This window comes from Bradyrhizobium cedriense (assembly GCF_054602315.1).
In genome coordinates, this window is record NZ_JBTSWB010000014.1 from 18,397 (window position 1) to 32,602 (window position 14,206).

The window sequence follows — 14,206 nt, forward strand, 5'->3', positions numbered from 1 at the left end:
CTTCGTTCAATCCGGCTTCAATGAGGTCGCGTGATAAGCGCTTGCCGCGCCCTGCGTGAGCGCGACCTCACAGAACCCTCCAGATTCACAGAACGGAACGTCCGTGATTCAAGCTCCGAAAGGAGTTTGGCATGCCCCGATTCGTTCTGACCGATGCTCAATGGGCGGAGATGGAGCCGCTTTGTTTGGGCAAGCCGACGGATCCCGGCCGCAGTGGAAGCGATAACCGGATGTTTCTTGAAGCGGTGCTGTGGATCGCCCGCACGGGCAGTCCGTGAGAGATCTGCCCCCGACGTTCGGCAACTGGAATACGGTGTTCAAGCGCTATCGCGACTGGGTGAAGGCCGGCGTTTTCAAGCGGATTTTCGATGCCGTATCGGATGATCCGGACATGGAGTTCGTCATGGTCGACGCGACAATCGTCAAGGTTCACCGCCACGCACAGGGAGCAAAAGGGGGACCAAAAATCAGGCCATCGGCAAGTCGAAAGGCGGCTGGACCACCAAAATCCTCGCGCTGACCGACGCGCTTGGGAATCTGGTGCGGTTCGTTCTGCTCCCCGGCCATCGCTTTGATACCGTCGGCGTCGCGCCCCTGATCAAAGACATCGAATTCGGCGGCTTGATCGCCGACAAGGCTTTTGATTCCAACTGGATCATCGAAGAGCTGAAGGAACGCAAGGCCAGGATCGTCATCTCGCAGCATCAAAGGCGCGCTCAGCCTCTCGACATCGACAAGGACATTTACAAATGGCGCCATCTGATCGAGAATTTCTTCGGCAAGCTCAAGGAATTCAAACGCATAGCAATGCGATGCGACAAGACAGACAGCAGTTTCGAAGCGATGATCTACCTCGCCACCGCCGTCATCCATTCCAGATGAATCTCAATAGGCCCTAGATGGAGAGGCCTTCTTATGCCAAGTCATTGCTAGACGAGCGGCCCATCATTATTGTGTAACTGTCACATTCGGTGTTTCCCACGGACTTTTGTGATTTTGCGACGATGTTGCGTCATCGAGACCAAGTGCAGTCTAGGGATAGATGGCGATGATACTCGCGATAAGCGAGTTGTTTCTCATCGTTGCGGCTGCAGACCGAATTCACTGCTGGCAATATCGGCACTCAAATTCGAGCGCGCTGATTGGTCGTCGTACCAGCTCGCGCGCTAACGAGCGATTCAAACTAGCAAAGAGCTGGATTGCCAGCGATTTCCATTCCGGCGGTCGCCACAGAGTTTATCCCGAAACAACAGTCTTTTGTGAGCAACGCCGATATGTGCCTGGTTTCTAACAGCGGTACAACGGCTATCGTGTCCAACACAAGGCGGAATCCCGCCCCGTGCGAACCCCGTTCTAGAGAATGATAAATCCAATGCGTTGTGGCGACCGTTGGTAGACAATTGCTGTTGAAAGGCAGAAAGAACGAAAGAACTCAGCGAACGTCCAGTGGATGCAGACGCGCAAGACGGCCGATGTACTGCTCCGCTTACGCCAATGCACCCATCTCCGAGAGACGAAACGAGCGGGCACGAACCGCCGGGTAATCGTCCAGAGTAAATGATAGAGGTCTACGGCGAATGGAATCGAGCTCATCGCAGAACACGTACCAGCATCGGCCCAGATTTTGTCGCATCAGTCTGATGTTCACGCAGCGTCTACGGCGAGTTCCACTGGGTTGATTCCCGATTCGGAGCAATGGATGCGGAAGCATCGTCCCGACGCTGATCACGATGGAACTCGAGGGCACGCTAATGGAGATCAAGCCAATCACCATCCATGAGGCAGCCGTGCTCGCCCGTATGCCGCAAGACTATTAGATGAGGCAAACGTGCCCCGCTTGTTGCGGCGGCCGCCAATTTCAACCAACGCTCGCTTATACAAGTAAGGGCTTCGGATCGCCAATGGAGACACAATGGGTGCAGAACCAAAGCATCAACCTGCCGCGGCTTGGCTAGAGAGTTACGGTTAGATATCGCGCGGCTTGGTGGTTCCCACACGGGATGTAGCTGTGGCTTCAGCGTTGGTTAGGAAGAACAAATGCCTTGCGTCAGAAATTTTACCGAAGAGAGACTGCATGCTGCTCCCGATCGGGCAAATTCATTTCGCGAAAAGCGTGTGTCCACAGTCCCCTTTCGGCGGCTGGTTCAGGGGACTTCGCGCGATCGCTATACAATGCGCCGCATGTTGCCACTTCGGGTGCCGATGCTGCTCGCCTTTTGTCTCGGGGCAGTAGACACAAGTGGTCGCAGTGCACTCCAATCGCAAAAGAATCACGGCTTCGCCAAAGGCAAGAGAGTTATTCTGAACCGTGAGCGGCACTATCATCGAGCCCTTAGCTTTCAGCGATATCGGCTAAGAGATCGGTGAGGACAACCAATCGTCTCCAGGATTTTCTTGAAGACGTGACAAACAATTTGATCTTGACTGCCGCGCGGGGATGACGTCCGATTCGCGTGATCTCCAAAAGAGAGGCGGGCCAGCTTGACCAATGTAGTAGAAGGCGCGTCCAGTTCTTTGCGCTCGGTTTGACAACTGAGATCCGTGTGTGGCTCACGTTACCGGATTCAGCCCGACAGCTCGGCGTTTTGAGTGTCGCGTCCGCGGCGCACTACTTCAAGTTTCGAGCGACATCGGCAATTGCCGCTCGCAAAAGCACCGCTGATGTTTTAAGATCTAACTCTGATGTCTTGGCTTCAGCATAGCGGAGCAGCTCCAGAATGCTTAGTAGTTGCTTCCGCCGTCTGCCATCGACCGGGTATTGGTTGTCGTCCGTGGCAACTACTCCTTTGTCGTCTAGCAGTCTCCTGAAGAACTCCCTCGCCAGGGTCTCGCCAGGGGAGGGGGCTTGATGATTCACTTTGTCATCTCGAATCGGCGGAGACGATCAGGCGCGGCAGGTTTACGGATCAGGGCGGCCTGTTTTCGTACATCGCGCCGGATAAGCGTGTGCCGGCGAACCATCCGCTGCGTAAGGTGCGGGAACTCGTCCGGGATGTTTTGAGTGATTTGAACCGCAGTCTTGGCGGGCTCTACGCCAGTGAGGGACGTCCTTCGATCCCTCCGGAGCAATTGTTGAGCGCTTTGCTGCTGCAGGTGTTCTATGGCATCCGCTCGGAACGCCAGTTGATGGAACAACTGGACTACAATCTTTTGTACCGCTGGTTCGTGGGACTGTCGCCGGATGATCCGGTCTGGGACCCGACTACCTTCACCAAGAACCGGGAGCGGCTGCACAATGGCGATGTGTTCACGAAGTTCATGACCAGACTTCTGAACCATCCGCAGGTCAAGCCGCTGCTGTCGGACGAGCACTTCTCGGTGGATGGAACGCTGATCGAAGCCTGGGCTTCACAGAAGAGCTTCAAGGACGGCAGCGGTGACGATAACGGCGCCAACTTCCATGGCCAGAAGCGCAAGAACGACACCCATGCGAGTACTAGCGACCCGGACAGCAGGCTTTATCGCAAGGCGGCCGGGCGGGAGGCCAAGCTTTGCTATATTGGGCCACGCCACCATGGAGAACCGGCATGGGCTGGCGGTGGCCGGGCAAGGTCACCCATGCCAATGGCACGGCCGAACGCCGGGCTTCGGAGACCATGCTTAAGGCGAGGCGCAAAGCCGCAGGCCGCCGCCTCACGGCCGGTGAGGACAAGGCGTACGATACCGCCGATCATGTCGCGAATCTTCGCGCCATCGGCGTGACGCCGCATGTAACGCAGAACCAAGCTGTTACCAAGACCGGCAAGACCCGCAACAGCGCCATCGACGAACGAACCACGCGGCATCCGGGGTACGGCATGTCGCAGTCACGCCGGGCGATGGTCGAGTGCATCTTTGGGTGGGGCAAGCAGCACGGTACCATGCGCAAGACCAAACATCGTGGCATCGCTCGCGCCGCCGCCGACTTCCTGCTCAATCTGATCGCCTATAACCTGATCCGCATTCCCAAACTGCTTGCCGCTTAGCCACCCTGCATCAGGCTACATCCAACACCAGCCGATAAAATTACGTCCAACTCCGCCGCATCGCCCCAATAATGAACCGCTCCGGGATTGTCGGAGGCTGTTTGGTTTAAGTTATGCCGCCATGGCGGGTTGTTCCAGCATGGCGTAGTAGCGTTGCTCGGCTTCAGCGGGCGGGATGTTGCCGATGGGCTCGAGGAGCCGCCGGTTGTTGAACCAGTCGACCCATTCCAGCGTCGCGAACTCGACGACCTCGAAGCTGCGCCACGGTCCGCGCCGATGGATTACTTCAGCCTTGTAGAGGCCGTTGTTGGTTTCGGCGAGAGCATTGTCATAGGAATCTCCGACGCTGCCGACAGAAGGCTCGATGCCTGCTTCAGCCAGGCGCTCGGCTGCCCCAGTCGCTATGGTGCACGAGCCCGCCGCGATGGACCGGTCGCCGATCGTGCAGGGCCTGCTCCAGCGCATCGAGCACGAAGCCGGCATGTGCTGTGCGTGAAGCCCGCCAGCCCACGATCCTGCGGGCATAGGCATCGATGACGAAGGCGACGTAGACGAAGCCAGTCCAGGTCGCGACATAGGTGAAGTCGGAGAGTCAGAGAACGTTCAGCCTTGGCGCCTTAAACTGGCGGTTGACGTGATCCAGCGGGCATGGCGCAGCCTTGTCGCTGATCGTGGTTTTGACGGGCTTGTCGCGGATGACCCCTTGCAAACCCATGTTCCTCATCAGTCGCGACACCGTGCAACGGGCAACATCGAAGCCTTCGCGTTTGAGCTGCCGCCAGACCTTGCGCGCGCCGTAGACGGAGAAGTTCTCATCGAACACACGCCGGACCTCGATCTTCAGGGCAGCATCCTGCCTGGCACGCGCCGACAGCTTGTCTGGATCGCGCCGCTTGGCCACATGGGCGTGGTAGGTCGAGGGGGCGATCGGCAAGACCTTGCAGATCGGCTCGACCCCATGCGCCCCACGATGATCGTCGATGAAGGCGATCATGGCTTGGACCGGCGGTCGAGCTCCGCCATCGCAAAATAGGCGCTGGCCTTGCGCAGGATCTCGTTGGCCTGCCGAAGCTCACGGTTCTCCCGCTCGAGGGCCTTCAGCTTGTCGCCCATGTCGGTCGGAACGCCGGCCCGCTGCCCGCTGTCGATCTCGGCTCTCTTGACCCAGTCATGCAGTGTTTGCGGCGTACAGCCGATCTTGGCCGCAATCGAGGTCACCGCCGCCCAGCGCGACGGGTGCTCGCTGGCGTGATCCAGAACCATCCGAACCGCTCGCGCTCGGACCTCGGGTGAAAACTTGTTCGTCGTCCTGCTTGTCATGGCTCCACCTTCTCAAGAGTTGGAGCCTCCGGCAATCCCGGAGCGGTTCATCCAAAGCACTATCCTCTTACGGCGAGCTTGTAAGTCTTGTTCGTCAGTGACATCTGCACGACCCGGTCATCGCTTGTGGAGGGTCTGCCGCAGGAAGTCTTTTCTAGCAGCTTTGATTGGGGGCGTCATAAACCACGGCTCGACGTGCATCAACTTTGACACCACGTTGTGACCGGAGCATCGTCGTCTCTGTCCAAGTCCGCCAAGGCCATCAAGGTCAACCGCAAAACAAATGGGGATTGGTGCTGATGCCTCTTCAAGCGTTGCTACAAAAAGTTGTTGTATTGCAATACGATGTCGTGCATTGTAGATCATCGAAAGATATCGCTTACTCATGAGATATTGGCTATCCGGACGCTTGGCTTGGATCCTTTCCTGTATCCGTCGATTGGAGCAACGACGAACCTTTGCTTGGACTCGCCGAATCGGCCGACGGTAACGGCCCCGAAGAGCTTGGTCTGCATTGCGAATATCCAATGCACACAGTGACGGTTGCCGCGCGCTCACGCTCAAGTTTTATGTGGGGATATTCGTACCCGATCGCGTGCATTCCGTCAGCTTTGCATTGAGGTGGCGTCAAAGCAGCAGCCACACGAGCTTATTCCGATATCCCTGATGGAATCAAAGGCGAATGTCTGAGCGTAGAAATGTCCACCGTAGTCCAATTGATCCAGAAAGAGTTTCGAAGAAGCGCGCTGAACGAAATGGGAGTGGTCGCGGCCACTCTCTCTTTGTGAATTCAATTGAGAAAGCGTTTTCAGTACTTGACGCGTTTAGCCGTGAACGATCTCGGTTGACGCTCGCAGCGGTCACCAAGCTGACAGGCTTGGACAAGAGCGCAGCCCAGCGTTTTCTTTTCACCCTCCAACAGCTCAACCTGCTGCGAAAGCATGAAGACACCAAGCAATTTTCGCTTTCTCCCCGTCTGCTTGAGTTCGCGTACGCGTATACGTATAGCGACGGCTTGATCGAGCGTGCCCAGCCGTTTCTGGTTGAAGCCCATGAGAAAACGGGCGAAACAGTTAATCTTGTGGTCATGGAGGGCACCGATGTGATTCTTGTTTGGAGGACGCCGACCCGAGATATTGTTGCTATGAACGTACAGATTGGACTTCGAATGCCTGCTCTCTATAGCATTGCAGGACGTGCAATCGTTGCTCGCCTATCGCCGCAGGAGCGAGATGATATTCTTCGAGGTACAGATTACGAGAGATACACGAATCAAGCCGTCGCGAGTTCTGATGAAATGCGCGGGCTAATTGAGCGGGCCGCCAAAGATGGATACGTGTTGTCAAAATCTCAATACCTTCACGAGGAAACCGCCGTAGGTGCGGCTATCGTCGATGGTGCAAATGTGGTGCGGGGTGGAATCAGTCTATCTGGTCCTGGTAGCCGGCTGACAGTGAAAGAAGCTCGCGATAAACTCTTGCCGGCCACAATTGCGGCCGCTCGCAAGATTTCGCTCGCGTTGGGCGCCTATTAATTTCCGTTTGGTGTCGGGGTGCTTTAGAACACGGCTCCCGTCGTCGTTCGCATTACCTGCGGGGCGCCAGATCTGGCTCGTCCAACGATCAAAACAGATTCGGCTTCAGCCGCTTTGGATTGTCTTCCGCGGATGAGAGGGCCAGTTAGCCCCGTTCAGAAATGCTTCGCCGATGAGATTGCTTTGCCGGTAAGCGCACGCGAAGGAATAATTCTTGCCGGTCTTTCTTATCAGGATCGCGCGGCAATAGCTGAGACTCTCGAGCCCATCTTCTTAAGAGCGTATGATTTTGCAGGAGCCGAAGAGGCAGCCCAAGTATGCATATTTTATAGAAACAGGCCTTGTGTCGCTGAGAATTGTTGCTGCAGGAAGCATGCTGGAAAGCGCGCTAGTGGGATATCGCGGCGTCGTCGGAGCTTCTTTCTTGTTGGGTGGATATCTACCGACGCATCAATCGGTTGTGCTCTTTCCGGGGAATGCGTTCAGAATCCATGTCGACAATCTTCGTCGTGTGATATTTGAGCGCCTCAAAGTTCGAGAGCATCTTTCGAAATATGTTCAGGCGCTCCTTTTGCACCGCGCTCAAACGGGATTATGTGGCGTACGGCACGATCGCGAGCAACGACCGGCATGTTGGCTCTGTTTTTGCACGATGCACTCGGTAGTGGTGTTCTTCCTGTCACGCACGATTATCTATCTCTCTTTTTGGGATTGCGTCGCGCGGGCGTGACGGAGACGCTGATACGATTTGAGAGGAGGGCTTCATTCGGAAGATGCGAGATATCTTGAAGGTGGACGGCGCCGGGAACAAAAGGCGTGCAGTTGCTATAGCGTCATCCGCGAGGCCTGCGTTTAAGATGAGCAGCTGGGCTATGGCGAATTCAAAGGCTTAGATCACGGCACGCACGCATGGCAGCCGGAGCGCTTTTGGTAACGCGATATCTGTCGACGCAGTAGATCTCGCTTTTTGCTATTTTCGACGATCGCGCTGGCGTTGAAGGTCGCCTTCCGCCATCACTGCGCCGACGCTAACCCACAGCCAGATCCGGAAGCCGATTCTTTCTCACCGATTTAACCGAATGAACAATTAGTGAGGGTTCGAGCCTAGATTAGTATCGTTCGACGAGGCAATGCAAGTGATGGACGCGTTCCACGGAGTCGACAACAAAGCTCTCGATGTAGAACGCTGGCGCCTCGCGAGGTCCTTCGATGGATCCGCTCGCGTTCAGCGGCGGTGCCAGGGCGCACGACCTTTGCGGGGAGGGCACCAGCGAAAAATCGACTCGGTCTAATTGCGGCGATATAGCGGTGAGTGCTACGAAATAGTGTATTGCAATACAGTGAATGTCATGTATGCTGTACTTCGACAGCGGGGCGAGAACCGGTAGGCCATCGAGGGTGCATCAGACGCTGGGTTAGGGCATGTGCTCGAGCCTCGCAGTCGACTTATGTGCCCGACAGATACGAGGGTTCTAAGGTGTCCCTACAGCTTGGATAGGAGCTCAGTTGCTCGAACGCGCAACGAATACACTTCGCGAAATTTGGACGCTAACGGGAATCCATAAGACAACTAGGGCTGAACGGAATTGTCATGGCGAGGGCACTGCTGGACCCAACGAGTTTCCCAAAGGGGTTCGACCTTTGCTGCTTGACGAAGATGGGCTGCGCGAACTCGTGCTGAAGAGTCAGCCTGTCTTAGCGCCGGGGTGTATTGCTTTCAACCGAGCGCATCCTAGGGGTTGTTCCAGTGCTACCATGCTCAAACGTGAGTTTATGGAGGCTGGCTATCGCTGTCCAGGGTCTACACCGGCGAAGAGACGTGCTGGCTCTGAAGCCGCTGCCCCGCTTTTCCCCCCGTTCGCGCAACGCGCGATAGCTGGTTCACCATTCAAGCTAGCCAAAGGACTATCATGACCACGGTCGGCGCAAATTCCGCCCCCCAGTTCCCGCGACCCTCCAATGAGCCCGAATTCGACTACAAAGCCGAGCAGGCTGGGCGAGCCGAGCTTCAGAGGCATTTGGCGACGAGCGAAGTCGTTGAGATCCCAGCCGTTATCGGAGGCAAGCGAATCCTCTCTGGCGACGTCGAAGAGGTGCGCGCCCCGCACGATCAGAATCGGCTGCTGGCGCGAATCCATCGGCCAACCGAAGCGGATATTCGCGCGGCAGTTGATACTGCGGTCCAAGCGCAGCGCGAGTGGGCGGCATTGCCGTTCGAAAAGCGTGCTGCGGTGTTCCTGCGTGCCGGGGAGATCATCGCCAATGTGCAGCGCCATCGCATTACTGCGGATACGATGCTTGGCCAGAGCAAGACGGTCGACCAGGCAGAGCCGGATGCTGCTGGCGAACTGGTCGATTTTATGCGGTTCAACGTGTTCGAAGCGCAAAAGATCTACGCGAACCAGCCGCTCACCGTGCAAAGCGCGACGAATCGCGCGGACTGGCGTCCGCTCGAGGGGTTCGTCTATGCGGTCAGTCCCTTCAACTTCACCGCGATTGGTGCAAACCTTTGCTGCGGCCCTGCGCTGATGGGGAACGTCTGCGTTTGGAAGCCGTCACAGAAATCGGCGCTCGCAAACTGGCGCTTTTTCCTGGCACTGGAGGAAGCTGGGCTGCCGCCCGGGGTGATCAACTTCATCCCAGCGGACCCGGTGATGGCGACCCGTGTCGTCCTGCAATCGTCCTACTTCGCTGGGTTACACTTCACTGGCTCGTCGCAGGTGTTCAAGGCGCTTTGGCGCGCCATCGGCGAGCGCGTCGAGACCTTTCGCAGTCTCCCGCGCATCGTCGGCGAAACGGGCGGCAAGGACTTCGTGTTGGCGCATCCCTCCGCCAAGGCAGAAGCTGTGACTATTGCGTTAATCCGTGGTGCGTTCGAGTACCAAGGGCAGAAGTGCAGTGCGGCGTCGCGCGCCTACATCCCGAAGAGTATGTGGCCCGCCGTGAGGCGCGAGTTACAGGAGCGTTTGTCGGAACTGAAGGTTGGCGATGTCGCGCAGTCCGACACGTTTATGGGCGCTGTGATCGATGAGGCCTCTTATGCGCGCTTGTCAATGCGCATCGGGAAGGCGCGTGATGATAACCAGACGCAAATCGTTAGCGGCGGCAAGACGTGGAGTGATCCGGGCTGGTTCGTCGAGCCGACGGTCATCGAAGTCACTGACCCGCGGCACCCGCTCATGTGCGACGAACTGTTTGGTCCTGTCCTGACAGTGTTCGTGTACGAGGACGACGAGTGGGACGAAACACTGGAACTCGTCGATTCCACTAGCAACTATGCACTGACGGGTTCAATCTTCTGCACGGACCGCTACGCTTTGGAGCAGGGTGAGGCGAGGTTGGCGAATGCGGCGGGTAACCTGTATGTGAACACCAAGCCGACCGGCGCTGTCGTCGGACAGCAGCCATTCGGCGGAGGGCGAGCGAGCGGCACAAACGACAAGGCAGGCTCCTGGATGAACCTGCTCCGCTGGACCTCTCCGCGAGTCATCAAGGAAAGCTACTTGCCGCAGTCAGACTGGAAGTTCACCGGCAATTAGAGGAGGGGGGCGCATGAAACGTCGAGATGTCTTAACGGGCGCGCTAAAGCTCGGCGCTGCCTTCTCTGTCAGTGCTCCGTCAATCCTCCCTCGTCCAGCCCAGGCCGCGACGACGATTTCGTTCGCGAGCTATGGGGGGAGCTACGGTGATTTCGTCAAGCAATGCTGGATCAAACCCTTCACGGCAGAAACTGGAATCTCAGTGGAATTCATCACCGGGGCAACTACGGCCAAAGCGAAGGCCCAGGTGGCGAGCAACAATATTGAGTGGGATATTTTCGATGCGGCCACCTATTACGGTGAGAAGGAAGGCCTATGGGAGCCCACTGACACCAAGATAGTCGATCCCTCGCGATTTGTTCAGAAACCGCCTTCTTTTGCCGTGCCTACGTTTAGCTACGCGGGTGGTATCGCATACGATCCGAGCCGGACGAAGAGACCGGCGAATGACTTTCCCGCGCTTTGGGACATTGTGAGCTTCCCTGGTCGCCGCGTTTTACGTACTTGGGCCACCGAAATGTTTGAGCTTGCGCTGCTTGCGGACGGTGTTGCACCAAGCGAGCTCTATCCGCTTGACGTAGATCGCGCTTTCAAATCCCTGAATCGCATCAAGCCTTACGTCCACAAGTGGGTCGCCGAAGTCACTCAGACTATAACTCTCATCCAGACAAATGAAGCTGATTACAGCTACGCCTATGCGCATCGGGTTAAGGCAGCGAAGGAATCGGGCGTTTCGATCGATTTCTCTTTTGACCAGTGTATTATCCAAATGAACTACTGCGCTGTGCTGAGAGGTAGTCCGCGGAGGGAAGCCGCGATGCGGTTCCTTGAATTTGTTACCAGGCCATCTCAACAAGCATTGATCGCCAATAGACTCAGCATGTTGCCGACAACGCAGGGTATCGAGCATCTCGTGGAAGATGAGGCACGACGTTGGGTGCCCGACTTGAAGAGCCCAAAGAATGTGGTCTTCAGCGCGGAGTATTGGGGCGACCATTTCTTCGAGCTCGACAAGCGCTTCAAGGAGTGGATGTTGACCTAGCGCGCCTGCCTGTCTTTTTTCACGCATGCGCGCTTACGGCGTCAGGAAGCGAGAGCCATTGCCGTTGTGCCTCTCCTTGCGCAATGCGTCGATGCCAGTGGGGCGCACGCTTTCTTCGGACCGATAATCCGATTCAACATCCACTTGGACCTTGGACCGATCCTTACTGAGCAAGCGGAATACGCCACCCTCATCAGCGCCGGTCAATCTTCTTTGCGAAAGTAGGATCGTGTTCGGATACGCGATCGTTTGCACTAAGATGGGGCGAAGCCCCATCGCGGGATTTCCCAACCTCTGCAAATGGCTTTCGCTGGCCTCCCTGTGCAGTAGCAATGTCGCAACTAGTCATGTTTACGACGTCTACCGTCAAGGAGCACTAGTCTCACCTGCATTAGTTTTCCTAGCCGCCAGCAGAGAAAGTTTGCGATTGCCCCAATATCCCTGCAGAAGATTGTGCCGTGATTTGGCGTAGTTGCAATTGGGGCTGACTACCAGGACTGCTGGAGTAGGCCGGGGGCGTCACTGCAGCGTCTCAATTCTTCAATGAAATTCGCGATTAGCTAGGAGCGCAGCGTGTGCGAATTGGTCAAGCTTGAACGTAGTGACACAATCGCGGTCGTCACGGTCAATAACCCTCCCGTGAACGCGCTGAGCGTCGCGGTGCGAAACGGCATTCACGAAGCCATGGAAGTTGCTATCGCCGATCCTGAGGTTAAAGGCATCGTGCTTACCTGCGCCGGCCGCACCTTCATCGCAGGCGCCGACATCACTGAGTTCGGCAAGCCGCAAAAGGCGCCTTGGGACGAGACTTTGGCGATGATGGAGAATTCGCCAAAACCTATTGTGGCCGCGATCCACGGAACTGCCCTGGGCGGCGGGCTTGAATTGGCGCTAGCTTGCCATTTTCGCGTTGCAACGAAGGACGCGAAACTCGGCTTACCAGAGGTCAAGCTGGGTCTTTTGCCGGGCGGTGGGGGCACGCAGCGCCTGCCGCGCGCAGTTGGGCCTGAGCTTGCGATCAAAATGATTGTCGGGGGGGATCCAATCCTTGCGGCTGAAGCGTTCAATAGCGGTCTGATCGAGGAGATCGTCGAAAGTCCAGTGGTGGGCGGCGAGGGTTTCGTGCGCAAGGTACTGGCCGAGAAGCGCCCGTTGCGTAAGCTGCGCGACGACGACTCAAGACTTGCCGCCGCGAAGGCCGATGGCTCGATCTTTGCTAACGCGGTTGCCTCTATGACCACGCGGTGTCGCTGCCTGGAAGCACCATTCGCTGCGGCTCAAGCTGTTGGTTATGCCATCAAATTGCCGTTCGACGAAGGGCTGAAGAGGGAGCGCGATGCGTTCAACCAGCTGATGGCCGGCGACCAGTCCAAGGCTCAGCGTTACGCCTTCTTCGCAGAGCGAGAAGCAAGAAAAATCGAGGGCCTGCCGGCGGGAACGAAGCCACGTCCCGTCGAACGCGTCGCCATCATCGGCGCCGGCACAATGGGCGGCGGCATCGCTATGGCCTTTGCGAATGCCGGTATTCCCGTCACCCTGGTCGAGACCGCCGAGGAGCAGCTTAAGCGCGGCATGGGCATAATGCAGAAGAACTGGGAAGCGACAGCGGCGCGTGGCGGCATCCCGGCAGATGCCCCTGTCAAGCGCATGGCGTTGATCGACGGAGTGGTCGGCATAGCGAACGTCAAGGACGCCGATCTTGTTATCGAGGCAGCGTTCGAAACCATGGCCATCAAAAAACACATATTTGACCAGCTCGATCAATACGCCAAGCCTGCTGCGGTCCTGGCCTCCAACACCTCGTACCTCAACATCGACAGCATTGCCGCCCAAACAAAACGTCCGCAGGACATCTTGGGGATGCACTTTTTCTCGCCCGCGAACGTGATGAAGTTGTGCGAGATCGTGCGCGGCTCGAGAACCGCGCCGGAAGCCCTGGCGACTGCAGTGGCGATTTCGCGCACCATCGCTAAAGTGCCAGTGGTCGTTGGTGTCTGCCATGGCTTTGTCGGAAACCGCATGTGGGATCAGAGCGACAAGCAGCGGCAAAAGCTGCTGCTCGAGGGCGCGCTACCGCAGCAGGTCGATGCGGTCGTGACCAAATTCGGCATGCCAATGGGGCCGTTCGTGATGAGCGATATGGCTGGCATGGATATCGGTTGGCTTTCGCGCAAGGATCAAGGCATTAAATCCGAGATAGCGGATGCACTGTGTGAAGCCGGGCGCTTTGGCCAGAAGACCGGCAAGGGCTGGTACAAATATGAAGCCGGCTCTCGGACGCCGACGCCGGACCCCGAAGTCGAAAAGCTGATTGATCGGACGCTGACGCGGCTAGGGCGGAAGCGTCGGACCATCAGCGACGAAGAGATTCTCGAGCGTTTAAACTATCCTATGATTAACGAGGCCGCGCGGATCCTTGATGAAGGCATTGCGGCGCGGCCGGGCGACATCGATGTGGTGTGGATCTACGGCTATGGCTGGCCGATATATCGCGGCGGTCCGATGTATTGGGCCGACCAAGTCGGGCTGAAGCATATCGCTGACCGGCTCGCGTTCTATGCCAAGGAGACGAACGATCCCTCACTTGAGCCCACGCCGCTGCTCAAGCGGCTTGCAGCTCAAGGGCAGGCCTTTGCTTCGCTCGCTGCGGCGCCTTCAAGAACGCCCTGATGGGCCGACGCTTTCGCCAGATATCGTTCCGGGATATCCCGAACGACAAGACCCGAAATTACTGACAACTCCAATCATGCGGTTTGCCGCATCCGCGGAAGAAATAGGTCGCACACGCTTCCAGGAGCGTCGCTCG

The 14,206-nt window shown here is 57.1% G+C and carries 5 protein-coding genes, 3 pseudogenes and 1 other annotated feature; of the genes and pseudogenes, 6 read left to right on the forward strand and 2 right to left on the reverse strand.

The features are described from left to right. Positions 1 to 131: 131 nt before the first annotated feature. Together ACYCVF_RS35895 and ACYCVF_RS35900 are read left to right on the forward strand one after the other, a co-directional pair. Positions 132 to 882 (forward strand): annotated as a pseudogene (locus tag ACYCVF_RS35895) (IS5 family transposase). 2,001 nt (positions 883 to 2,883) lie between these two features. Continuing rightward, positions 2,884 to 3,965, forward strand: a pseudogene (locus tag ACYCVF_RS35900) (IS5 family transposase). A 111-nt stretch (positions 3,966 to 4,076) separates the two neighbouring features. Here the strand turns inward: ACYCVF_RS35900 and ACYCVF_RS35905 are convergent. Then, positions 4,077 to 5,285, reverse strand: a pseudogene (locus tag ACYCVF_RS35905) (IS3 family transposase). Next, positions 4,885 to 5,001: a sequence feature (AL1L pseudoknot), on the reverse strand. (Overlaps the previous pseudogene by 117 nt.) A gap of 682 nt (positions 5,286 to 5,967) precedes the next feature. On the opposite strand from ACYCVF_RS35905, the gene ACYCVF_RS35910 reads away from it, so the two are divergent. The 3 genes from ACYCVF_RS35910 to ACYCVF_RS35920 all read left to right on the forward strand — a co-directional run bounded on the left by ACYCVF_RS35910 (position 5,968) and on the right by ACYCVF_RS35920 (position 11,400). Then, positions 5,968 to 6,819 (forward strand): IclR family transcriptional regulator, encoded by an 852-nt coding sequence (locus ACYCVF_RS35910; RefSeq protein ID WP_459607549.1) that lies wholly within the window; start codon positions 5,968 to 5,970, stop codon positions 6,817 to 6,819. A gap of 1,910 nt (positions 6,820 to 8,729) precedes the next feature. Continuing rightward, positions 8,730 to 10,358, forward strand: a complete 1,629-nt coding sequence (gene pruA / locus ACYCVF_RS35915; RefSeq protein WP_459607547.1) for an L-glutamate gamma-semialdehyde dehydrogenase — start codon at positions 8,730 to 8,732, stop codon at positions 10,356 to 10,358. A gap of 13 nt (positions 10,359 to 10,371) precedes the next feature. Next, positions 10,372 to 11,400 carry an ABC transporter substrate-binding protein gene (locus ACYCVF_RS35920; RefSeq protein ID WP_459607545.1) on the forward strand — a complete coding sequence of 343 codons (1,029 nt, stop codon included), beginning with the start codon at positions 10,372 to 10,374 and terminating at the stop codon, positions 11,398 to 11,400. 33 nt (positions 11,401 to 11,433) lie between these two features. On the opposite strand, the gene ACYCVF_RS35925 is transcribed toward ACYCVF_RS35920, so the two are convergent. Further along, positions 11,434 to 11,676 carry a hypothetical protein gene (locus ACYCVF_RS35925; protein WP_459607543.1) on the reverse strand — a complete coding sequence of 81 codons (243 nt, stop codon included), beginning with the start codon at positions 11,674 to 11,676 and terminating at the stop codon, positions 11,434 to 11,436. A 297-nt stretch (positions 11,677 to 11,973) separates the two neighbouring features. Between ACYCVF_RS35925 and ACYCVF_RS35930 the strand changes: the two genes are divergently transcribed. Then, positions 11,974 to 14,070 carry a 3-hydroxyacyl-CoA dehydrogenase NAD-binding domain-containing protein gene (locus tag ACYCVF_RS35930; RefSeq protein WP_459607541.1) on the forward strand — a complete coding sequence of 699 codons (2,097 nt, stop codon included), beginning with the start codon at positions 11,974 to 11,976 and terminating at the stop codon, positions 14,068 to 14,070. The last annotated feature ends 136 nt before the right edge of the window (positions 14,071 to 14,206 follow it).

Excerpts from the sequence above, each read along its gene's own strand:
- ACYCVF_RS35910 (WP_459607549.1), top strand. The coding sequence starts at position 5,968 with ATGTCTGAGCGTAGAAATGTCCACCGTAGTCCAATTGATCCAGAAAGA.
- pruA (WP_459607547.1), top strand. The coding sequence starts at position 8,730 with ATGACCACGGTCGGCGCAAATTCCGCCCCCCAGTTCCCGCGACCCTCC.
- ACYCVF_RS35920 (WP_459607545.1), top strand. The coding sequence starts at position 10,372 with ATGAAACGTCGAGATGTCTTAACGGGCGCGCTAAAGCTCGGCGCTGCC.
- ACYCVF_RS35925 (WP_459607543.1), bottom strand. The coding sequence starts at position 11,676 with ATGGGGCTTCGCCCCATCTTAGTGCAAACGATCGCGTATCCGAACACG.